General features: G+C 50.4%; 18 protein-coding genes. 12 read left to right on the top strand and 6 right to left on the bottom strand.

All coding sequences use genetic code 11. From position 1 onward, the window contains the following. Positions 1-9 precede the first annotated feature (9 nt). Genes ABD028_RS00460 through ABD028_RS00450 form a run of 3 tightly spaced genes read left to right on the top strand, consistent with a single transcriptional unit; the run spans position 10 to position 6,526 of the window. The gene (locus tag ABD028_RS00460; protein ID WP_343840373.1) at positions 10-2,529 is read left to right on the top strand and encodes a beta-mannosidase; all 2,520 of its coding nucleotides are present in this window, start codon (positions 10-12) and stop codon (positions 2,527-2,529) included. Continuing rightward, on the top strand, positions 2,526-4,316 hold the full coding sequence (locus ABD028_RS00455; RefSeq protein ID WP_343840367.1) for a sodium:solute symporter family protein: 1,791 nt from the start codon (positions 2,526-2,528) through the stop codon (positions 4,314-4,316). Before ABD028_RS00460 ends, ABD028_RS00455 begins: the two co-directional genes overlap by 4 nt. Then, positions 4,316-6,526 carry a GH92 family glycosyl hydrolase gene (locus ABD028_RS00450; RefSeq protein WP_343840361.1) on the top strand — a complete coding sequence of 737 codons (2,211 nt, stop codon included), beginning with the start codon at positions 4,316-4,318 and terminating at the stop codon, positions 6,524-6,526. Before ABD028_RS00455 ends, ABD028_RS00450 begins: the two co-directional genes overlap by 1 nt. A gap of 125 nt (positions 6,527-6,651) precedes the next feature. On the opposite strand, the gene ABD028_RS00445 is transcribed toward ABD028_RS00450, so the two are convergent. Further along, on the bottom strand, positions 6,652-7,542 hold the full coding sequence (locus ABD028_RS00445) for a hypothetical protein (RefSeq protein WP_343840358.1): 891 nt from the start codon (positions 7,540-7,542) through the stop codon (positions 6,652-6,654). Between the two features lie 197 nt (positions 7,543-7,739). On the opposite strand from ABD028_RS00445, the gene ABD028_RS00440 reads away from it, so the two are divergent. Next, positions 7,740-10,091, top strand: coding sequence for a DNA polymerase II (locus ABD028_RS00440; protein ID WP_343840355.1), 2,352 nt, complete (start codon positions 7,740-7,742; stop codon positions 10,089-10,091). Between the two features lie 45 nt (positions 10,092-10,136). Here ABD028_RS00440 and ABD028_RS00435 read toward each other — a convergent pair whose 3' ends face one another. Further along, complete coding sequence (locus ABD028_RS00435; protein WP_343840352.1) at positions 10,137-10,439, bottom strand: DUF6482 family protein; 303 nt, start codon at positions 10,437-10,439, stop codon at positions 10,137-10,139. A 24-nt stretch (positions 10,440-10,463) separates the two neighbouring features. Beyond that, the gene (locus tag ABD028_RS00430; protein ID WP_343840348.1) at positions 10,464-10,652 is read right to left on the bottom strand and encodes an acetolactate decarboxylase; all 189 of its coding nucleotides are present in this window, start codon (positions 10,650-10,652) and stop codon (positions 10,464-10,466) included. Between the two features lie 64 nt (positions 10,653-10,716). On the opposite strand from ABD028_RS00430, the gene ABD028_RS00425 reads away from it, so the two are divergent. Continuing rightward, positions 10,717-11,121, top strand: coding sequence for a VOC family protein (locus ABD028_RS00425; protein WP_343840344.1), 405 nt, complete (start codon positions 10,717-10,719; stop codon positions 11,119-11,121). 12 nt (positions 11,122-11,133) lie between these two features. On the opposite strand, the gene ABD028_RS00420 is transcribed toward ABD028_RS00425, so the two are convergent. Next, the gene (locus tag ABD028_RS00420) at positions 11,134-11,880 is read right to left on the bottom strand and encodes a ParA family protein (RefSeq protein ID WP_102796372.1); all 747 of its coding nucleotides are present in this window, start codon (positions 11,878-11,880) and stop codon (positions 11,134-11,136) included. Further along, positions 11,877-13,397 carry a CHAD domain-containing protein gene (locus ABD028_RS00415; RefSeq protein WP_343840339.1) on the bottom strand — a complete coding sequence of 507 codons (1,521 nt, stop codon included), beginning with the start codon at positions 13,395-13,397 and terminating at the stop codon, positions 11,877-11,879. Before ABD028_RS00415 ends, ABD028_RS00420 begins: the two co-directional genes overlap by 4 nt. A 308-nt stretch (positions 13,398-13,705) precedes the next feature. Between ABD028_RS00415 and ABD028_RS00410 the strand changes: the two genes are divergently transcribed. From ABD028_RS00410 to ABD028_RS00380, 7 genes are read left to right on the top strand one after another with little or no spacing between them, the layout of a single operon-like run. Beyond that, complete coding sequence (locus ABD028_RS00410; protein WP_343840336.1) at positions 13,706-14,962, top strand: hypothetical protein; 1,257 nt, start codon at positions 13,706-13,708, stop codon at positions 14,960-14,962. Then, positions 14,959-15,858: a glycosyltransferase family 2 protein gene (locus ABD028_RS00405; protein ID WP_343840333.1), complete on the top strand. Its 900-nt coding sequence runs from the start codon at positions 14,959-14,961 to the stop codon at positions 15,856-15,858. Before ABD028_RS00410 ends, ABD028_RS00405 begins: the two co-directional genes overlap by 4 nt. Continuing rightward, positions 15,858-16,952 (top strand): glycosyltransferase family 4 protein, encoded by a 1,095-nt coding sequence (locus ABD028_RS00400; protein ID WP_343840330.1) that lies wholly within the window; start codon positions 15,858-15,860, stop codon positions 16,950-16,952. The genes ABD028_RS00405 and ABD028_RS00400 overlap by 1 nt, the downstream gene beginning before the upstream one ends. Beyond that, positions 16,949-18,091, top strand: coding sequence for a glycosyltransferase family 4 protein (locus ABD028_RS00395; protein ID WP_343840328.1), 1,143 nt, complete (start codon positions 16,949-16,951; stop codon positions 18,089-18,091). The genes ABD028_RS00400 and ABD028_RS00395 overlap by 4 nt, the downstream gene beginning before the upstream one ends. Positions 18,092-18,094: 3 nt before the next feature. Continuing rightward, positions 18,095-18,874: a WecB/TagA/CpsF family glycosyltransferase gene (locus ABD028_RS00390; RefSeq protein ID WP_343840326.1), complete on the top strand. Its 780-nt coding sequence runs from the start codon at positions 18,095-18,097 to the stop codon at positions 18,872-18,874. Next, positions 18,871-19,971 (top strand): GDP-mannose 4,6-dehydratase, encoded by a 1,101-nt coding sequence (gene gmd / locus ABD028_RS00385; protein ID WP_343840324.1) that lies wholly within the window; start codon positions 18,871-18,873, stop codon positions 19,969-19,971. The genes ABD028_RS00390 and gmd overlap by 4 nt, the downstream gene beginning before the upstream one ends. 10 nt (positions 19,972-19,981) lie before the next feature. Continuing rightward, entirely contained in the window at positions 19,982-20,905 is a 924-nt protein-coding gene (locus ABD028_RS00380; protein WP_343840321.1) for a GDP-L-fucose synthase family protein, read from the top strand. Between the two features lie 593 nt (positions 20,906-21,498). Here the strand turns inward: ABD028_RS00380 and ABD028_RS00375 are convergent. Beyond that, the gene (locus tag ABD028_RS00375) at positions 21,499-22,287 is read right to left on the bottom strand and encodes a PEP-CTERM sorting domain-containing protein (RefSeq protein WP_343840319.1); all 789 of its coding nucleotides are present in this window, start codon (positions 22,285-22,287) and stop codon (positions 21,499-21,501) included. Between the last annotated feature and the right edge of the window lie 310 nt (positions 22,288-22,597).

Genomic DNA, 22,597 nt, shown 5'->3' with positions numbered 1-22,597 from the left:
AAGAGCATTATGACTAGCAATTTATCCAAGCCCGGCAGCGTTTTTCTTGATTTATGTGGCGACTGGCAATTTCGTCAGGCCAGCAGTGAGCAATGGCTGCCAGCCACTGTGCCGGGCTGCAATTTTACCGATTTGCTGGCCAACGGCCTGATAGACGATCCGTTCTATCGTGACAATGAAAGTCACTTGCAATGGATTGAGCGGCAAGACTGGCACTACCAGAAACGTTTCAATCTGGGCCGCGATTGGTGGCAAAACGCCGATATTCAGTTGGTGGCCGAGGGGCTGGACACGTTCTGCGAGTTGTACCTGAATGGTCACAAGCTGGCCGAAGGTCGCAATATGTTCGTCGGACAGCGCATATCGTGCAAATCTTTGCTCATTGAAGGTGAAAACTTACTGGAAGTGCGCTTTCGTTCGCCCATTAATGAAACCATGCCTGCTTTTCTGCAAGCGGGGTTTGCCTACCCGGCTGAAAATGACAAGTCAGAAGAGAAACTCAGCGTCTATTGCCGCAAGGCACCCTGCCATTTTGGCTGGGACTGGGGGCCGCGTTTTGTTACCAGCGGCATCTGGCGCAGTATTTCCCTGCAGGGTGTTCAGAGCGCCAGAATTGCCGATGCGCAGTTTATTCAGCATCAGCTTAGCAGTGAAAAAGCCGAATTCAGCTTTGCCTTGCAAGCAGAGGCGCAGCAGCAACAGCAATTGACACTACAGGTACGCTGCCGGCAAGCCCCGGAACTAAACCAGCAATGTTCAGTTTTGCTGGATAAAGGCCAATCTGTGCATCAAGTGGGCTTCAGTCTGGATAATCCCAGGTTGTGGTGGCCCAATGGTCTGGGGGAGGCGTTTCTGTATGACTTTGAATTCAGCCTGCTGGATGGCGATGAGATGGTGGATACCCATCACCAACGGGTGGGGCTGCGTACCCTGGAAGTGGTTAATCAGCCGGATGAAATGGGTCTGTCGTTTTACCTTAAGGTGAACGGCCAGCCGGTATTTATGAAAGGCGCAAACTATATTCCCGGTGACAGCTTTATTCATCAGATGACCGCCCAGCGGCATCAGGCGGATTTAGCCGCCGTGGTGGCGGCCAATATGAATATGCTGCGGGTGTGGGGCGGCGGCATTTATCAGGACGATGAATTTTACCGCCTGGCCGATGAAAACGGCATTCTGATTTGGCAGGACTTTATGTTTGCCTGTTCACTGTACCCCGCCGATGACGCCTTTGTGGCCAATGTGCAGGAAGAAGCCGAATACAACATCAAACGCTTGCGCAATCACCCCTGTCTGGCGTTGTGGTGCGGCAACAATGAAGTGGATATGGCCATCAAGCACTGGCAATGGCCGGATAAGTTTGGCTACAGCGATAGCCTCTACAGCCGCCTCAAAGATGACTATATCCGCCTGTTTGATCAATGCCTGCCCGACGCGGTAGCGCAATTTGATGCGGGACGTTTTTACCTACGTTCTTCCCCTATAGGTTTTTGGGAAGAAGATATGGACCATATGGGCAATCACCATTACTGGGGGGTTTGGCACGGTGAAGAGCCTTTTAGTGAATATCAGAAACGCATTCCGCGTTTTATGAGTGAGTTTGGTTTTCAGTCTTTCCCGCTGGCATCGTCCATGACCCGCTTCACCGAGCCGCAGGACTGGCAACTGGACTCAGAGGTATTGCGGGTGCACCAGAAACATCCGCGTGGTAATAGCCTGATCCGCAGTTATATGGAACAGGAATACAGCGCGCCGGAAAACTTCCCGCGTTTGCTGTTTTTAAGTCAGGTGCAACAGGCTGAAGGCCTGAAACTGGCCTTTGAAGCACACCGCGCTGCCCGGCCGTTTTGTATGGGAACCTTGTACTGGCAGTTAAATGACACCTGGCCGGCTGCTTCCTGGTCCGGCATTGATTATTACGGGCGGTGGAAAGCCCTGCATTATCAGGCCAGGCGCAGCTTCCGTACCGATTTACTGGTACTGGATGAGCATAAAGGTGACATCAGAGTACGTTTGGTTAGTGATCGCTTGCATTCTATCAGGGCTAGTTTGGAACTGACGCTGATGGATTTTGACGGGCAAGTTATCTGGCAACAACAGCAAACACTGGATACGCCAAAAAACACCAGTACACAACTGGCGCTGCTGGATAAAGCCACACTGTTAAATGGCCAGCGGGCTGAACAACTGGTGTTACAGGGCAGATTGCTGGACGCGCAGGGGCAATTGCTGACCGACAGCCTGTATTATTTTGTGCCCAGCAAGCTACAAGAGTTACAACGGCCCAATATGACTCTGACTACCGGGATTGAAAGCGAAAGGCTGAATCTGACCCTGACGGCTGATACTTTGGTGCGTCAATGCCATATCGAGATTGCTGGTGCGCCAGGTAATCTGTCGGATAATTTCTTTGATTTACTGCCAGGCCAAAGCAAATGCCTTTATCTGGAACTACCCGATTGGCAGGTCTCTGATATTGAAAAACTAAGTGCTCACTATCAGTCTCTGTACAAGGAGGAAGAGCAATGAGTCTGTCCTGGCTGGATTTGCTGGTAATCGGTATCTACCTGGCCGGTACCCTGGCACTGGGTATCTATATTTCCAAACTGGCCAGCCGGGATATGAATGCCTATTTTCTGGCGGGTAAGGAGATTCCCTGGTGGGCATTGGGTGTGTCCAACGCTTCGGGGATGTTCGATATTGCCGGTACCATGTGGCTGGTGTCCATGTGTTTTGTGTATGGATTGAAAAGTGCCTGGCTGCCCTGGGTGTGGCCCATCTTTAATCAGGTTTTCCTGATGGTGTATTTGTCGGTTTGGCTGCGCCGCTCCAACGTGATGACCGGTGCCCAGTGGCTGCAAACCCGCTTTGGCACAGGTAAAGGCGCTGAGCTTTGCCAACTGGTGGTGGTGATTTTCGCTATTGTTAGTGCTATTGGCTTTATTGCCTATGCCTTTAAAGGCATAGGTAAATTTGCCGCGATTTTCTTTCCCTGGCAGCTCTCCCCCGATACCTATGCACTGATTATTTTTGCCGTGACCACCCTGTATGTGATCAAAGGCGGTATGTACTCGGTGGTGTTCACCGAAGTGATGCAGTTTGTGATTATGACGGTGGCCGCCGTGGCGGTGGGGATTATCGCCATTAATCTGGTTAGCCCTGAGCAAATTCAGGCCGCTACGCCGCCGGGTTGGGACAATATCTGGTTTGGCTGGCAACTGGAGCTTAACTGGCAGGGCCTGATAGACAGCGTTAACGACAAGATCCAGTCTGACAGCCTGGAATTGATTGGCCTGATGGTGATGATGATGTTGTTTAAGGGCGTGCTGTTCTCTATGGCTGGCCCGGTGCCCAACTACGATATGCAGCGGATCCTGGCGACCCGCTCGCCCAAGGAAGCGGCCAAGATGAGTGGCCTGGTGTCGTTGGTGATGTTCTTTCCCCGCTACATGATGGTGGCCGGGCTTACGGTGCTGGCGCTGGTATATATGGGCCCGGAGATTCAGGCGCAGGGTGGCGCGTTTGATTTTGAGCAAATACTGCCTTATGCCATCAACAATTTTGTACCGGTAGGGTTAACCGGTTTGCTGATTGCCGGGTTACTGGCGGCCTTTATGTCGACCCTGGCGGCGTCGTTAAATGCCGCACCTGTGTATTTTGTTAATGACATCTACAAGCGCTATTTCCGCCCGGATGCCGACAAAGGTACCTATGTGCGTGTCAGCTATCTGGTATCGCTGGTTTTGGTGGTGGTAGGCATAGGGTTTGGCCTGATGCTGTCCAGCATCAATGACATTATGCAGTGGATTTTCGGCGCCCTGTTTGGCGGCTATGCGGCGGCCAACTTACTGAAATGGCACTGGTGGCGTTTTAATGCCTACGGCTATTTCTGGGGCATGATCAGTGGCTTGCTGGCGTCTTTGTGTTTGCCGCTACTGATGCCTGGCACTCATCCGTTATTTGCCTTCCCTGTGCTACTGGCCATCAGTCTGGCCGGCTCCATTATAGGTACCTTAATGACCCAACCTGAACAGGAGCAGGTGTTGTGTGACTTCTATCGTCAGGTGCGCCCCTGGGGTGTTTGGGGGCCGGTGCGCGATAACGTGCTGGCCGCCGACGCGGATTTTGACCCCGACACCCATCCTGGGCGCGATATGGTCAATATTCTGGTGGGGATGGCCTGGCAAATCTGTTTAGTGGCGCTGCCCATTTACCTGGTAATCCAACAATGGACAGAAATGGCCGTGGCATTACTGCTGGCCGTGCTGACCTCCTGGTTCCTGAAGAAAAACTGGTTAGATAAGTTGAAAGATTAATGAAAAAGAAAAACCTGATTTATGGCCTGGCGGCCTTACCCCTGATGTCGCTATTGGGATGTGCCTCCTCTAACTCGCAGGTAGCTGAAGCAAAGGTTGAACCTGTGAGGCAGGTGCTGGATTATGTCGACCCCTTTATTGGTACCGGTGGCCATGGCCATACATTCCCAGGCGCTTTGGTGCCCTTTGGCATGGTGCAGCTTAGCCCGGATAATCCATCCAAGGGCTGGGACTGGACGTCGGGCTATCATTATTCCGATAACATTCTACTGGGTTTTAGTCACACCCATCTTTCCGGTACCGGCGTAGGAGATATGCTGGATGTGCTGGTGATGCCGTTTCGGGGTGACTACCAGGCACGGGCCAGGGATGACAAAGGGCGGATTTTTACCACTTACGGGCATGAGCGTGAAACCGCCGAACCAGGCTACTACAGCCTGTATTTGCCCGAGGAAAAAGTGCAGGCTGAACTGACCGCCACCACCAGAACGGGTGTACACCGCTATCAGTTTGAAGGCGAACAGGATGCCAAATTGCTGGTGGATCTGGGCTATGCACAGAACTATGACAAGCCAGTCGTGACCTTTCTGAAGGTGGAAGATAACTACACACTGAGCGGTTACCGCCTGTCCACCGGCTGGGCCAAGAATCAACCCATCTACTTTGTGGCCAGCTTTAATCAGCCTTTTGCCCATCAGTTATTTAATGACAACCAGGCGTTAAAAGGCGATCAGCTACAAGCTGAAAAAGGCCAGATTGTGCTGAACTTCGGCAAACCCAAACAGGCTCTGGAAGCCAAAATAGCGCTGTCTTATACCAGTATTGCCGGTGCCAAAGCCAATCTTGAGGCCGAAACGGCAGACAAGGATTTTGCGCAAGTTAAATGGCAAGCCAGCCAGGCCTGGGCACAGCAGTTAGGCAAATTCCAGATACAGGATAACGACAACACTAATAAAACCAAGTTTTACACGGCCTTGTACCATGCCTTTGTGGCGCCACAGGTATTTTATGACGTGGATGGCGCCTTCTTTGGTGCTGATGGTGCCGTGCACAGAGACAAAGACTATCGGCGTTATTCGCTGTTTTCCCTGTGGGACACCTTCCGTGCTTTGCATCCGCTGTTGACCTTAAGTAATCCGGAGAAAGTTGATGATATGGTTAAGTCCATGCTGGGCTTTTATGACGAGACAGGTTTGCTGCCCACCTGGGATCTGATGTCCAATGAAACCGATGTAATGATTGGCTACCATGCGGTGCCGGTCATAGTGGACGCCTATCTGAAAGGCCTGACCAGCGCCGATCCTGAGCATATTATGGCGGCGATTAAAGCGTCGGCCATGCAGGACAGATTCGGTATCGATTTTTATCGTCAGTATGGTTACGTACCCTCTGACCTGGAAGTGGAAGCGGTGTCCAAAACCCTGGAATATGCTTTTGACGACTGGGCTATTGCGCAGATGGCCAAGGCTCTGAATAAGCAGGCCGACTACCAACTATTCAGCCAAAGAGCGCAGAGCTATCGCACCCTGTTTGATGCCAGTACCGGCTTTATGCGCGGCAAAGACAAGCAAGGTCAATGGGTTACGCCCTTTAATCCGACCTATGTGGAACACCGCAATACCGACTACACCGAAGCTAACGCCTGGCAATACAGCTTCTTTGTGCCCCATGATGTGCCCGGGCTGATTGAACTCTTTGGTGGTGAACAACCTTTTGTGGCCAAGCTGGACGAGCTGTTTGCCACCAGTTCTGAGATGCAGGGTGATGTATCACCAGATATTTCCGGCCTGATTGGTCAGTATGCCCATGGCAATGAGCCGGTTCATCATGTGGCTTACTTGTATGCGTTTACTCAGGATAAGCACAAAGGTGAAGCCAGGATTAAAGAAATCCGTGACACTATGTACTTGGCTCAGCCCGATGGCCTGGCCGGCAATGACGACCTGGGACAAATGTCGGCCTGGTACGTGTTCAGTGCACTGGGCTTCTATCCACTCAATCCGGTGGGCGGGGAATATGTGCTGGGGACGCCGCAGTTTAGCCAAGCGTCTTTGGCGTTACCCGCAGGCAACACTCTGCGCGTTGTGAAGCAGGGCGAAGGTTGGGTGCAAGCTGTATGGTTAAACGGAGAACGTTTGTCCAGTCCGGTGTTAACTCACAAGCAGTTACTGGCGGGCGGCGAATTGCGCTTTGAACTGTCAGCAAATTAATCAGCTTTAAATTGCGTGCCGTACTGCTGGTTGTAGTATTCCAGCAGACGGCCTTTTTGGTGATCTGGCAACCAGCGGCTCATGATCTGAAAGTAACGTTGCTGCTGGCTGGCCTGTTTAATGGCTCAGTCAGTGCTGTCTGATAACTGAAATGCCGTGCCGTACACCTGGTTATAGAATTCAATAAAGTGCTGTTTGTCCATGCTAGGCATCCAGTTTAAATGCGCATCCAGATAAGCTCGCTGCTTACTTACCCGGCTGATTAAGGTATCAAAAAAGGCTACCAGCAAACGGCCTTTGGCGCTGTTGGAACAAAAGATAAAACCTTGCGCCTGCTGCGGGGCTTCTGCCACTTTAAAGCTGATCAGATCCTGATCCAGATCCAACTGGCGGCTGTAATGAAAGGCGCTGTTAGGGTATTCCATCACTGCGGATACCCGCCCTTGCAGCAGCATATCCAGCATACCCGCTGCCATATCGGCGCTGGTACGGGTCCAGAACTTAGTTTGCCACTTAGGTTGTTTAAATTGGCTATCAAGCTGGTCGCCATAGCTTCTGCCGCCGACCAGCCCAAACTGTTTTTCACCAACCAGTTCCAGTACATCAGTGATATGAATGGTGCCTTTGTCTTGCTGTATCTGTGTGAGCTGATCGGCCAGCTTGTTACGCTTATTCACATACAGATGCAAGCCTGGAAACAGGGTCTGGGGCAGCCGGGTGACGGGAAACTTATCCACTCTGTCGCTGGAGCGCACTTTATTGCCTGCACAGGCATTGTCCATTTCCTCCAACATTTGTATGGCACGACTGGTATTGGCGATCAGTACAAAATAACTCTTATCCGGAGCCGCATCTGCCAATAACTGGAAGGTGGCGGTTTTAGTGCCCAGTTCGTTAATGTTTTTATGGGTTTTGCCCGGCGGGTCGGGTGTGATCCATATGTAATCCATATCGGTCTGGGTCATTTGTGCCGACAGAAAAGGCGAAAACAACAGCAGCAAAAGCAGAATGGGCATTGGCAGCAACCAGGATAAAGGCTCATCGGCAAGCCTACTCGCAGACAGATAAAGGTTCAATGCTCATCATGACCCTTTATCTTTTACATAGGATTTTGCAGATTATGAATAAATGACTTTGGCTGGTTACGGCTTCATTGGTATCGTTATCTTATCCGGGCTGCTAGCTGGCCGCCGATATTTCATGAGAGCATTTTTTGTCCAGTGCCACTTCCGGGTTTGTGCTGACCCGCAATCATTTCGAACATTCTAACGGTGTTGTCCTCGAGCTTTGGCTGGCCACAGATCAAGGTCCTGTACGATTACTGAGTGAACCTCAACAGCCGGTTTTCTTTGTCCAACAGCAGGATATAAACCAGGCCAGTGAGTTGTTGCAGCGCGCCGCAGTGAACTTCTCTTCTCGCGATTTATCAATGAAAACTTTTACTGGCAATGCGGTTACGGCACTGTACTTTTCTTCCCAGCAAAGCTTGTATCAGGCCAGAGACATACTCAAAGACGCAAATGTACTTTGCCTGGAAGATGATATTCGTCTGGCTGATCGCTATCTGATGGAGCGCTTTGCTTATGGCAGCCTGGCCTTCACTGGTGTGCAAACTCAGCGTTTGGGTTTTCAACAGGTTGAGCAGGCACGGATCAGGGCGGCAGACTATCAACCAGATTTCCGGCTGTTGTCGCTGGATATTGAATGCAGTGACAAGGGCGAGCTGTATTCAGTGGGGCTGGCGGCGGATGACTTTCACTGCGTGATTATGCGAGGCAATGCTGAGCCTGGGCCAGACTGGATCCGCTGGGTAGAAGATGAAAAAGCCCTGTTGTTGGCACTGATTGACGAAGTGCTGCGCTACGACCCGGACTTATTTGTCGGCTGGGCGGTGGTGAATTTTGATTTTAAGCTGCTGATCCAAAGAGCCGAATTGTTGGGGGTTAAATTGGCGATGGGGCGGGGTGGCAGTGTTGCCACCTGGCGCGATGGACGCGAAGCAAATCAGGGCTTTGTCGGTATGGCCGGGCGGGTTGTGATTGACGGTATCGATGCGCTGAAAACGGCTACTTATCAGTTTGACAGTTTTAGCCTGGAGTTTGTCGCGCAAAGCCTGTTGGGCAAAGGTAAAGATACCGAAAATGTGGAAGATCGCCTGGCTACCATCAAGCATGATTTTCTTCACAACAAGGTTAAGCTGGCCAAATACAACCTGCAGGATTGCCAACTGGTCCTGGACATTTTTGCCCATACCCGTTTGCTGGACTTTTTGCGACTTCGCAGTCAGTTAACTGGCCTGGAGCTGGACAGAAGCGGGGGTTCGGTGGCGGCCTTTACCAATGTCTATCTGCCTAAATTGCACCGGGCTGGCTATATCGCCCCCAACCTGCCGGACGGTGGCGGGCTGGCCAGCCCCGGCGGCTATGTGATGAACTCCAGACCGGGCCTGTATCGTCATGTATTAGTGCTGGATTTTAAAAGTCTGTACCCTTCGATTATCCGTACTTTTAAGATTGACCCCATGGGCCTGGTGGAAGGTTTGCAGGAACAGCAAAATGCCATCCCAGGTTTTCGTGGTGCGCTCTTTTCCCGTGATAAACACTTCCTGCCGGATATCATCGCTGCTTTATGGCGCCAACGGGATGAAGCTAAAAAACAGAAAGACGCAGCCCGCTCCCAGGCAATTAAAATTCTGATGAATTCATTTTACGGCGTGCTGGGATCGGGAGGCTGCCGTTTTTACGATACCCGCCTGGCCAGTTCGATTACCCTGCGTGGCCATGAAATTATGCAAACCACCGCCAAATGGATTGAAGCCGAAGGTTATCAGGTTATCTATGGTGACACCGACTCCACCTTTGTGTGGTTGGGGGACAAGGTGGACGATGCGCAGGCGACAGATATAGGGCAGCGGCTGGAGGCGATGATTAATCAGCGCTGGCAGGACCAACTTCGCGATGATTTGCAACTGGATTGCCACCTGGAAATTGAGTTTGAAACCCACTACAAACGTTTTCTAATGCCCACCATCCGCGGCTCGGAATTGGGTAGCAAGAAACGTTATGCCGGACTGAAGGCCACTGCTGACGGTGACAAACTTATCTTTAAAGGGCTGGAGTCGGTGCGCTCCGACTGGACGGCGCTGGCCCGGGAATTTCAGCACGAGCTATACCGGCGGGTGTTTGCTGGTGAAGATGTGGCCGGTTATATTCGTGGCATCATAGATGATACCCGCAGTGGCAGGCTGGATACGCAGCTCGTTTATCGTAAGCGCCTGCGCCGGCCATTGGCCCGTTATATTAAAAACGTGCCGCCCCATGCCAGAGCCGCTAGGTTAGCCGATGAGCAAAACCACGCCTTGGGCAAACCGCTGCAATATCAACATAAGGGCTGGGTGAGCTATGTCATCAGTACCGACGGCCCACAGCCAGTGGAATATCAGCGTAGCCCCATAGACTACGACCACTATGTGGAAAAGCAGCTCAGACCGGTGGCAGAAGGGATCCTGCCGTTTGTTGGCCTGAACTTTGACGATCTGGCCAGCAGTCAGATGGGGTTGTTCTGAGCGCTGGACTTAAATAAAAACACAAATCCAATAGGCAGTTAGCTCCTAATACAACTTGTTATTGCCAAGTGGCACATCCAGCAAATTGCTGCTTCTGGTGGGCTGCCCAATCATCTCATCATAAGCACTTTGATGCTGAAGGCGCATTTGGCCGACCTGAATACCTTCAAACAGCCTTTGCAAATCAAGTATATTGTGTGAGCAGACCGCTTGACCTTGGGCATCAACCAACCAATGATTCTGCCCATTTACCACAATGGACAATTGATACAACGACCAACTAATCGAATGAACAATCACCAGCTCGATTTTACCCTGGTGTTGCAACTGCTCTACTGTTATAGCCATAAAAAGTGACCTCCTCGCTAGTCTTTACGCGGTTAACTGTAAAAAGTTCATTCCCAACGTGCCCTGGATATTTTGATGTGTATAGACAGATTGCGTTTTCACCACCTTATCGATGGCGGGATAGGGAGGATGTTGTCTGGGTACGGAACGAAGCGTGATGGCATTAAAGTTGCCGTCGATACGAATGGCATAAGCTTGGTTACTGCCGATCAATCTGTTGCATTTTCGGCCGGCCAGCTGTGTTACAAAAGCCAAGCGTAAACTGTAAGGAGATCGTATGAAGTCCATAACTACCTGCCTGTTGTTTGTTGGGGAGCAAGCCGGTAAGGCGCAGCAGGCTATCGAATTCTATACGTCGTTGTTCGCTGACTCGGCTGTTGACGATATTCAATATCATGAAGCGGGTGGCCCTGAGCGCGAGGGCAGCGTTAAACTGGCTCGCTTTCACATCGGCTCCACCGAGGTGCTGGCAATGGACAGCGCATTGGATCATCAGTTTGGCTTTACCCCAGCTATGTCGCTGGCTGTGGAATGTGAATCTGAAGCGGAAATTACCCGTGTCTATGAGCGCTTGAGCGAACATGGCGCAACACTGATGCCGCTTGATAACTATGGGTTTAGCCGCCGTTTTGCCTGGTTGAATGACCGCTTTGGCGTGTCCTGGCAGCTAAACCTTGCTTAGCATCCACGTGAATTAACTAAAGCGTTTAGCCAGTTCCCGCCATAAATCCAGATAATGCTGGGCGGCAGGGGTGCCTTTGGCAAAATCCGTAGCTGGTGCCCTGTGTACGCCCATGCGTTCAATATGGGACGAAAACGGAATAAAGGTGCTGAGCAGCAGGTCCCCATGTTGTTCGTTAAGGCGTTGCATGGTTTCCAGGTGTAGTTTCTTACTCACTTGCACCATGGAGAAAAATGCCAGGATTTTGTGCTTTTCCAGTTGGTGCTGGGTGAAGAAATCCAGCAATTGTTCCAGTGTGCGTTCCGATAAGGTGCTGGGGATTACCGGCACCAGCACCCAGTCGGCGCAACTGAATACCGACTCCGACAACATGGAAATAGTGGGTGGGCAGTCCAGTAGCAGAAAGTCGTACTCCTTTTTCACGCTTTTCAGGGCTTTTTTTAATGCACTATGACCTTTTGCCATACGCGATAAAAAGATATCGAAATCGCGAAAATCCATATTGGCCGGTAACACATCCAGATTGTCATAATCACTGCCTTTTATTGCTTTAAGCAGCTTGTCCTGGTCGGTAAAAAAGCTGTCTTCGCTAAGCTTCTTGGCCGGTTTCAGGCGAAAGTAGAATGACGATGCGCCCTGAGGATCCAGATCACACAGCAGAACTTTATGTCCGGCCTGGGCCATCAGGTGGGCCAAATTGGCGGAACTGGCGGTTTTTCCTACCCCGCCTTTATTGCTGTAGCAGGCAATAATCTTCATATGGTCTTCCTTAATGCGTTTAGTAGCTGTTGTTGGTTGGCGGCTGTCAGCTGTTTTTGCAACTGCCTGATGATTTTGTTTCTGGCCTGTTGTTTTTTGTCTTCGCAGTGCTCACACAACAACTGTAAATAGGCAATATAGCTATGGTCGGAGGGGACCTGCTGTTGCTCTTGCAACAGCCAGTTATTAAGTTCCTGTTGTTGCACACACTGGTCATTAAAATCGCCCAGCAGGGTGGTGAGCTTTTTCAGGGTTTTGGCCAGGTGCCCGACTGCTTGATTTTCCAGCCCTGGCAGAAAAAACTCGGCCAGGTAACGGGCCTTCTTACAGGCCAGGCGCAGGTTGTGAATTTGTTGGTCGCTCGCATCAAAGCTAAGTTGTAGAGCCAGTTGAATAATGCGCTGCACTTGCTTCAGTAATTTTTTACGGCCAACGTCCAGTGCGGCTTTGTGCGCTTTGGGTCCTGAGGGTAAATCAGCTATATCCTGCTCAATCTGTTGTGTTTGGCGTTGAAAGGCCTTAGATGCCAACATGCTGGACAAGTGGCGGTAAGCGCGCTGACGTTTGCTGCGCAATCTTTGCACTAATTTGTCGGCCTGAGGCTTTATATTGTCAGGTAAGTTTTCGCGGTATCTGTCTTCTGCCAGTAGATGCACGTCCAGATCCCTGAGTTCATTGGTGCGGTTCATCAGAGTGCGCAACTGCGCTGCCAGGGCCTTTTGCTGGGGCCCGGCGAATCCCCCTTTCAGTAGCGATAACACGCTGCGGCTTTTGCGCAGATTCACCCGGAATTGATGCAGATATTCGGTGTCCCGGTCCTGTTGTATACCCTGGATATTGGCAAATGCCATATTCACTGAGGCTGCCAGCCAGCTTTTCGCCAACGCGCCAAGATCCGTTTGATTGGTCGGGACCGCCAGCGCACTCCTGGCTGTCACCAGAGGATGTTCACTGCAATGACTTGCCAGGGAAAATGCCTTGCTGGCAGTTGTTTCGCTAAACTGTCCAAGTACCCATTGCTCCAGTAAGGTTTCGCAGCGTGAAAAACCGCGGCAGGGCAGGACTTGGACGAACATCAGCGGTTCAGGCAAGTCCAAGTGCAAAATCATCAGACTGCCGCAGGTTTTCTGCCAGTCGTCCTGCAGTAGCCATTGCTCGAGTTTGCCGGTTACGCGGGCTAACGTCTGCAGGCTACGCAGCGGCGAAAGAGCTGCTGGCAGGGGGCTTGGTGTTAGTTGAGATTGTAGCTTGGCGGGATAAAAAATGGCCTGAGTAGGGGCCTGACATATTAATGGATGATGACCATCTGGCTGGCAACTTAGCAGCAGCAACTTACCTTGCGCTTTGAGTAGCAACAGATCTTGTGTGGCCAGTTCCAGATCGGCATTGTCCAGCAGTTGCAACTCGCCGCTAAGCAACGAATGAGTGCTTAGCACCAGACCTAAACGGGCGGCTTTAGCTTGCAAGCGACTTTTGTCGAGATCATCAAAATGCGCGTTATACCAGCCGCCCAACATCGCGAGGTCATCCTGGTGGGTGTTTTTTATACTAAGTCTCAGTACTTTATCGCTGGTTATCGGTTGGGTCAAAGCCTTACGTTTTTAGCGCTGTTAACAACCCGATGAACAGGACCATATTTGGCAACCAGCAGGAGGCTGGTTGTCAGTGCAGGTACCTGCTGATTCATTTGCTAATTCATGCTATCTTGGCGGGTAAATTCTCGCCTGACGTGATGTGCAGTGATAGCGTTTCCATGCGTGCGGTTTCGTGCTGATATCCTGTTCAAAACTGGCCTGGCTTATTACTACAAATGATGGATGTTAAGTTGTTGATAAACAGCCTATGGCCAGGATGGCGTCGTCTACTGAATGTTTCTTCCAGTGCCGCGTTGGCGGTGGCTAATCTGGTTTTATCCTTACTGTTATTGAGCAATGGTCTGACATCAGAATTTGGCAGTTTTGCCATGTTGCAGGTGTCGGCTGGTCTCGCCTACGGCATAACCAACGCGCTGTTAGGTGCCCCCTTGTTGATTTTTTTAAATCAGCCTGTGATCCCACCACTGGCATTGCGTGGTTTCTTTCTGGCTAATCTGCTGCTGGCATTACTGCTAACGCTGGGCCAGGTCGCACTTGTATACGCACTGGATTTGCCTGCAGAGATATTCTGGCACGCCGGAACCTTAGTCTTGTTGGGGGTGATTCGCTGGTTTGGCCGCAGTTACTGCCTGAGTGTCAGACCTCTTGCCAGTATGCGCAGCGACTGGGTAACCGCATTTTTTATGCTGCTCGGTGCGCTCTGGTTGTGGTTCAGCGACAACATTAGTCTGACCCAGGTGCTGATGGTCTGCTGGGTATCATTGTTAGCTGGCATCATCGCCTTAGGTTGGGAGCATATGCGCCAGTTGCTGTTATCGATGCAAGACCGCGAATTGCAGACGGTTAATCTTGGTATCCGTAATCAGGGCAAGGCCGCGCTGGTGGGGGCGTTGAGTCTGGAAGCCACCGCAAACGGCCATAGCTATATCATCAGTTTACTGGCTGGTCCGGCTGCCTTTGCCCCTATTGCGGCGGCAACGCTGCTGTATCGACCGGTACTGGTGGTTCAGGGGGCACTGGCAATGTATGAACGTCCCAGGTTGGCGAGTTTATTAAATGCATCCCCGGCAACATTGTCTGGTCTGGCGGCCCGCCAATTGGCACGTTGGTCGTTACTCAGCTGGGCGGGAAACACCCTGTTGGTTGCGCTATTGCTGTATTTTCCGGAGCACGGTTTATGGTCTGCAGATGAGCAGCACACCATGCTGACGCTATGTTTACTGTGGGGCTGTATCATGTTCTTGCGTAGTATCCGGCAAGCGCCGGCAACCGTTGCGCAGGCCAGTGATAACTTTGCACTGCTGGCCAAAGCTTGTGCAACCGCTGCACTGGTCACCTTGCCTGTCGCAGCATTACTGGTCTGGCAAGTGAGTGCGGTGGCCAGTTTATTTGCCCTGTTGGCCGGTGAACTGGTTATTTTGCTTTACCTTTACCCCTTTTATCTGACCAGAATAAAGCCACAGCAAAGCACGGAGCCGCAGTTATGAAGACGCTGGCGGTACTGATCTGTTGCTTTAACCGCAAGGCAAAAACCCTGGCCTGTCTGGCATCCCTGCAAACCCAGCAGTTACCCGTTGGTCTGCAACTGGACATTTATTTACTGGATGATGGCAGTACTGATGGCACGTCGTCAGCGGTGCAGGAACAGTATCCCTGGGTGAAATTGCATCAGGGCAGCGGCAGTCTGTATTGGAATGGCGCTATGCGGTATGTGTGGCAACAGGCCAGTCAGCAGGATTATGACGCATATCTGTGGCTGAACGATGATGTGCAATTATATCCGGATGCCCTGCACAGGTTGTGGCAAGCCTTTGTTGAACTGCCCGAATGCCCGGGTGCATTGGTTGGCAGCATGCAGGAGCCGGATGCCGATAAGGTGAGTTACGGCGGTCGACGTTCGCTACGCGCCTGGCACCCCCTTGGTTTCGGCGCGCTTTTGCAACCGCAGGCACAAAGTCAGCAATGCGATTTCATCAATGGCAATTTGTGTCTGATTCCCCGCCAGGCCTTTGCTGCTATCGGCTTGCTGGACAAAGCCTTCACCCATGCGCTGGGGGATTTTGACTATGGTCTTCGCTTAAAAAAGGCCGGTTTAGCATTGTATGTGGCACCAGGGTATTTTGGCCGTTGCGCGTCAAATTCCAAGCTTAATTCAGTGTTTGATGCATCCTTGCCTTTATCGACCCGGCTGACATTACTGAATCATCCGGGAAAGTTTGTGCCGGTGGATGAGTGGATGTTGTTTGTTCGTCGACATGGTGGCGCCATTTGGCCGCTGTTGTGGCTTAAGGCGTTGGTGCGCAAGCTGTTTCCCCGCTTATGGTTGTGGTGGCGCGGCAAGAAGCCCGCCGATTTGCACGGCGGCAAAGTGGGAAGCCGCTGATGTACCAGGTATTAATTATCCAGGATGTATTAAAACAATATCGTGTGCCGCTATTTACACGCTTGCACGATAAACTGGCGGCGGCTGATATTCAACTCACGGTGGCCTTTGCCAGGCCAGATAAAAACGAGCAACTTAAACAGGACAATTGTCTTGAGCCGCCTGCTGATTTCTACCGGTTGATCCCCGTGCTGCGGTTTGGCCGCATAACACTGCATCGGGTAAGCAATCTGAATCAATACGACTTAGTGATAGTCGAACAGGCCAATCGTCATTTGCTAAATTACTGGCTGTTGCTGCGGCGGCGCTTTTCCAGCCGGACCAGGCTGGCCTGGTGGGGGCATGGTTTTCATCATCAGGGGCAACACTATGGTTGGCGCGACAAACTGAAGTCCCGGCTAATCAACAAAGCTGACTGGTTCTTTGCTTATACCGCAAAAGTCGCAGAGCATGTTGAGCAGGCTGGTATGCCAGCCGGGCAGGTCAGTGCACTAAATAATAGTATTGATACGTATGAATTTGCCCGGCAGGTTGCTGCGCTACGGCAAACCGGTACACAACAATCCGGTACATTGCTGTACTGCGGCGCGCTATATGAACAGAAACGCCTGGATTTGTTGCTGGACACTGCTGAGCGATTATTCGCACAGGGTATTTTGCAAAAACTGATTGTTTTAGGCCATGGCCCTTTGGCGCATTTGATGACCCCCAGAGCATGGCTTGATTATCGCGGGCCCTGTTTTGGCAAGGACAAAGCGCGTGCCTACGCCGAGGCAGCACTGGTAATGAATCCGGGCCTTACCGGGCTGGCCATTCTTGATGCTTTTGCCGCAGGTTTACCCTATATAACTTGCGATCTGCCATATCACAGTCCGGAAATTGCCTACCTTGAGCCAAATGTGAATGGCCAATTAGTTGAACCTGATGCGCAGGCGCTGTGTGATGCGACAGCGGCATTACTAATGGATAAAGACCGCTATACACAACAGTGCCATAACGCTTATTTAAGCAGTGAAAAGTACAGTATTGACGCTATGGTCAGCAAATTTGCTGCCGGTATTCAGGCCTGTCTGCAACCTCGGAATCAGCCATGAAAGTCTTTCAGGCTCATTGCTTTTACAGCCGCCGTGGTGGGGAAGATGTGGTAGTAGAACGCGAAGCGCAGTTGCTGCGCGATGCCGGTATTGAGCTGATCCCCTGGTATCAATATAACCCGGCAACCAGCAGCCTTTTGGAAAAAGCACGTCTGGGCTGGCAGGCCAGTTGGCGATGTGGCGGCAAGCAGCAGTTAATTGCCATGCAAGCGCAGAAGGGCGATATATTGCATGTGCATAACTTTTTTCCTCAGTTGTCGCCGGCGGTTTTTTATCAGGCGAAAGCCTTGGGGATGAAAACGGTACTGACTCTGCACAATTTTCGCTGTCTGACACCATCCGCCATGTTGCCAGAGGGTGACGCCCGATATTCTGTCGCGCATACTTTGTCACAATGCTGGCAGGCCAGTTATCAGAATTCAATATTGGCGAGCCTGGCTGTCGGCACTATGATTGAAAGCCACCGCGTGCTGGGAACCTGGCACAAACAAGTCGATTGTTTTATCTGTCCCTCTGATTATGTGCGTAAACACTTTATTAAAGTGGGGTTTGCTGCCGATAAGCTGCGGGTGTTGCCGCATTTTTATCCTTCGACGTCAAAGGCCGATCACAATAAAGCCAATGGGGCACGGGATTATGCGCTGTTTGTTGGGCGTGAATCTGCCGAAAAAGGCTTGGATAATCTATTGCATGCCTGGCGACACGTTGAATATCCACTGGTTGTCGCTGGAGCCAATCGACCCACAGCAGACATACCTGAGCGTATTCGCTTTGTTGGTCAGGTTGAGCAGCATTACCTCAGTGAATTATACCAAGGTGCAGCATTGTTGATTGCGCCGTCTGGTGTAGCTGAAACCTTTGGCAATGTTGTTATGGAGGCCTTTGCCCATGGCACGCCGGCATTGGTGAGTAAAAAAGGGGCATTGATGGAACTGGTTCAACCGGGATATAACGGTGAATGGATAGAGAGTGCCGACTGGCAGATACTGGCGGGACAACTCAATAAGATGCTAGCACAACCACTGTTGCTTGAAGAGATGGGTAAAAAAGCCAGACAGACATTTTTGCAGCGCTACACGCCACAGGTTCATTCCCAGGCGCTGCTTAGCCTTTACAATGAATTAAGTGCAGGGATGTAGTCGTTGAAATCAGTTATTCTTTCCACTCATGTTGCGGTTAGTGGCTTCCAACAGGCTCAGGACACTATTATCGAATTATGCCGGACCGGGCAACAAGGCTATGTATGTTTGGCTAATGTACATATGTGCATGGAAGCGTTGGACGACCCGGATTTTGCACTACTGCTTAGTCAGGCTCGCTTGGTTCTGGCCGATGGGCGTCCGCTTTGCTGGATGCAGCGCTTAATGGGGCATACAAGTGCGCGACAGATTCGAGGACAGGATTTGTTTCTCGCTTTATGTGAACAAGCTCAGCACCACAACATCAGGGTGGGAATATATGGCGGTAGCGACAGTGTACAGTTACAGCAGTTAACGGATGTGTTGCTGAATCGCTTCCCAAGGTTACATTTGGCGTACCGCTTTGCTCCCCCTTTTCGTCCCCTTACAGCAAGCGAAGAAGAAAAAGTACGCGAAGACATCCAAGCTCAAGGGGTACAATTGTTATTTGTTGGGCTAGGCTGCCCCAAGCAGGAAAAATGGATGGCCAGTCATCAGCACCTAGGGCCATTAATGATTGGTATTGGTGCGGCCGTTGATTTTATAACAGGCACAAAGCTTTCTGCACCGAGATGGATGCAGAAAATAGGCTTAGAGTGGCTTTATCGCTTTAGTCAGGAACCAAGACGTCTGTTTTGGCGCTACATCAAACATAACCCAAGATTTTTGCTGTTAGGTTTGTGGCAGGTGATAGGGCATTGGTGGAACAGATTGGTGAGTCGTAAGCAATTAGGAAAACCATGAGCGAAAAAGTCGCATTGATTACCGGAATAACCGGTCAGGATGGATCTTACCTGGCAGAATTGTTATTGGCTGAAGGGTATAGGGTACATGGTATGAAGCGTCGGGCTTCGTCTCTGAATACCAGCCGTATTGATCACATCTATCAGGATCCGCATGATAAGGACACCAGACTGACCTTGCACTATGGCGATATGACCGATTCCAGTCAGCTTGCCAGACTAATGGCAGAGATCCGTCCCGATGAAATATATAATCTGGCAGCACAAAGCCATGTCGCCGTTTCTTTCGATACCCCAGAATATACGGCAAATGTAGACGCATTGGGTACATTGAGGCTGTTAGAAGCCATGCGTCAATGCGGACTTGATAAACATAGCCGCTTTTTTCAGTCTTCTACCTCTGAGTTATATGGTTTAGTCAAACAAACACCGCAAAACGAATTGACACCATTTCATCCCCGCTCACCCTATGGCGTGGCTAAGTTGTATGCCTATTGGATTGCGGTGAATTATCGTGAAGCCTATGGCATGTATACCTGCAATGGTATTTTGTTCAACCATGAATCCCCGCGTCGGGGTGAAACCTTCGTTACCCGCAAAATCACCCGTGGTCTTGCTGCCATGGCGTTGGGGCTGCAGGACTGCCTGTACCTGGGGAATCTTGAGGCTCGTCGTGACTGGGGGCATGCCAAGGATTATATGCGGGCGGTACACCAGATGCTTCAGCAAGAGAAAGCAGACGATTATGTGATCGCTATGCAGGAGCAACATTCGGTACGGGACTTTTTGCAGGAATGCGCTGCAGCGCTGGGCATCATGGTGGAGTTTGAAGGCGAAGGTCAGGATGAAATCGGTCGGGTGAAATCGATGGATGCCACGCTAACACCAGGGTTGCAGCAAGGTCAGATCATAGTGCGAATAGACCCAAGATATTTCCGTCCGGCAGAAGTGGATTCGTTGCTTGGTGATGCCAGCAAGGCCCGGCGTGAACTTGGTTGGAAACCTGACTATAACTTCACTGATTTATGCCACGAAATGGTTGAGTCCGATTTAAAGCAGGCCAAGCAGCTGGCACTGCTAAGACACCATGGTTATTAACGGGCAAACTATGAAATGCATCTATGTTGCAGGACATAATGGATTGGTCGGGCAGGCCCTGGTCAGAAAGTTATCAGCGCGACCTGACATTAAACTGCTGGTGGCAGAGCGAAGTGAGCTGGATCTTCTGGATCAGCAGGCCGTATACCATTTCTTTAAACAGCATAAGATCGATGAGGTCTATCTGGCTGCAGCTAAAGTCGGTGGTATTCTGGCTAACCGTGATTTGCCTGCTGATTTTATTTATCAGAACCTGCAGATTGCCTGCAATGTTATTCATGCGGCTTATCAAAGTGATGTAACCAAGTTACTGAACCTTGGCTCCAGCTGCATTTATCCCAGACTGGCGATTCAACCTATGTCTGAAGAGAGTTTGCTGGCTGGCCATCTTGAGCCAACAAACGAACCCTACGCTATTGCAAAAATCGCCGCGATCAAGCTTTGTGAAAGTTATTATCGCCAGCATGGATGCGATTTTCGCAGTGTTATGCCCACCAATCTGTATGGCCCTTATGATAACTTTCACCCAATACACAGCCATGTTATTCCGGCCCTGATGCAACGCTTTCATTTGGCAAAGCGCAACAATGAACCCCAGTTGTCAGTGTGGGGGACGGGTAAGGTGCGCAGGGAGTTTTTGTATGTAGACGACCTGGCCCAAGCCTGTATGCACTTAATGGATATGGATACAGCAAGGTTTTGGGCGTTGGTTTCGCCTATGCAGTCACACATTAATATTGGTTGTGGCAGCGATATCAGCATTGCTGAACTGGCAAGAACAATGGCTGAAATTACCGGCTACAGCGGTACCATTCATTTTGATACCAGCAAACCAGATGGCACGCCACGCAAATGGCTGGACTCGTCGCTTTTGTTCAGTACAGGCTGGCGACCACAAACCGATCTGCTTACCGGGCTGGATAAAACCTACTAATGGTATTTGAGCACACAGAACTGACCTTAATACGGGATTGCCTCTCGCCGAGACGCTGAGTTCGCTAAGCAATATCCTGTAAAAAACAGAATAGAACCACAGAGGCACAGAGAACACAGAGATAGACTGGAGACTGATCAATAGCTTTTTAAAAACAGCCCCGTATCACCACGAAGAAAAGAAGAATCACGAAGACAAGACTTTCTGCCGAGTAAATAAACAAAGCCCTCTCGCAAAGCCGCCGAGTACGCAAAGAAAAACTCGCAGAGGGATAAAGACCAACCACGAAAGTCACGAAACTATCTCTCGCAGTGCCGCTGAGTTCACAAAGAGCACAGAGTTGTTTAAGGAATAATTACTCCGCGTGTTTTTCTCTGTGCACTCTGCGTCTTTGCGAGAAGCCAATATTATTCACCGCAGAGACGCAGAGAACGCCGAGTTTTTGAGCACATAGACCGAGAGATCTTATGCTTTTCTCCGCGACCTCAGCGCCTCTGCGGTGAAAATGAATGTGCTTTTAGTCGCCACATACAGGCATAAAAAAACGCCAGACAGTGTCTGGCGTTTTTTGTAAAACTTTCTGACAGTTAGCTTTATTTAGCCTTGCGACGGGCGGCGCCCAGACCCAATAAACCCAGTGCCAAAATACCCAGGCTGGCCGGCTCTGGTACATCAACAGCGTTCAAGCTGATAGCGTCCAGCATGCCACCTTTACCATTACTTTCAGGGTTGTAATAGCGATTGCCTTTGTACATCACATCATAGGCTTCGGTGCCAAAAGAGCCGAAACCCAGCAGCATATCTTCTGCTGTGGCAGTTAGTTTCAGGGAAATGATACGCCATGCCAATGCAGTTCCATCTGTATCCACATCCATTACTGATGTATCGAACAGATTAGCGACATCGTCACCCCAGAAAATGCTTACGCCATTGTCATTTGCTAAGGTGGTACGTGAAGCATAAGCGAATGACAGCTCATACTGCTGACCCACTGTTAACCCGGTAACTTCCTGATAAATAGTGGTGTTACTATTGGTCGGGTTTTGGTAGTCGAAATGGGTGTCCATCTCTACATAGTAGTTACCATCATAAGCGTTGAAACCGGCGATATTACCGCTGGCATTAGCTTCAATACCGGCACCACCTACCACATTCCAGTCTGATAACCCGGAGAATACTCCCCATCTTTTGCCTTCATCGGCACCCACCAATCCAGCAAAGGGAATATTAGGATCGGGTGCAACCCAGGTGGAATCGTTCATTACAATAGGATTCGTACCTGGATCTTGCTCAAAACTGCCGTTAAGAATAGAGGCCTGCGCACCGGCCATGCTAAGTCCGGAAAATACAACAAATGTCTTTAATAGCTTAGATTTCAGCATCGAGAATCTCCTTATCTGAAAATAAATAACAACATATCCTGCTTTTTCCTAAAGCAATAATTGTGCCTTAATTCCATCCTTTTGATTGTATTGAAGTTTCTGTATTCATTGGGATCTTGTGTGTAAAAAACTCTGACAAACGAGGGGGTTTGGTGCCAAAGGAGTCCTACAGTCCAAAAAAATAATATTATGTTTTAGATGCGTTGTTATTTTCTACTTGTTATCCTAAAAAAGAGAAGCCACAAAGCCAGTAAATTCAAGTGTTAACGAGGTGTTAATGCTTGTTTGTGGAACTTGCAAGGAAAGTGTG

Origin of the sequence: Bowmanella denitrificans (genome assembly GCF_039522935.1) — a bacterium.
Taxonomy (GTDB): domain Bacteria; phylum Pseudomonadota; class Gammaproteobacteria; order Enterobacterales; family Alteromonadaceae; genus Bowmanella; species Bowmanella denitrificans.
Note: the sequence above shows the minus strand (reverse complement) of the source record. Positions and strands in the feature narration are given on the sequence as shown.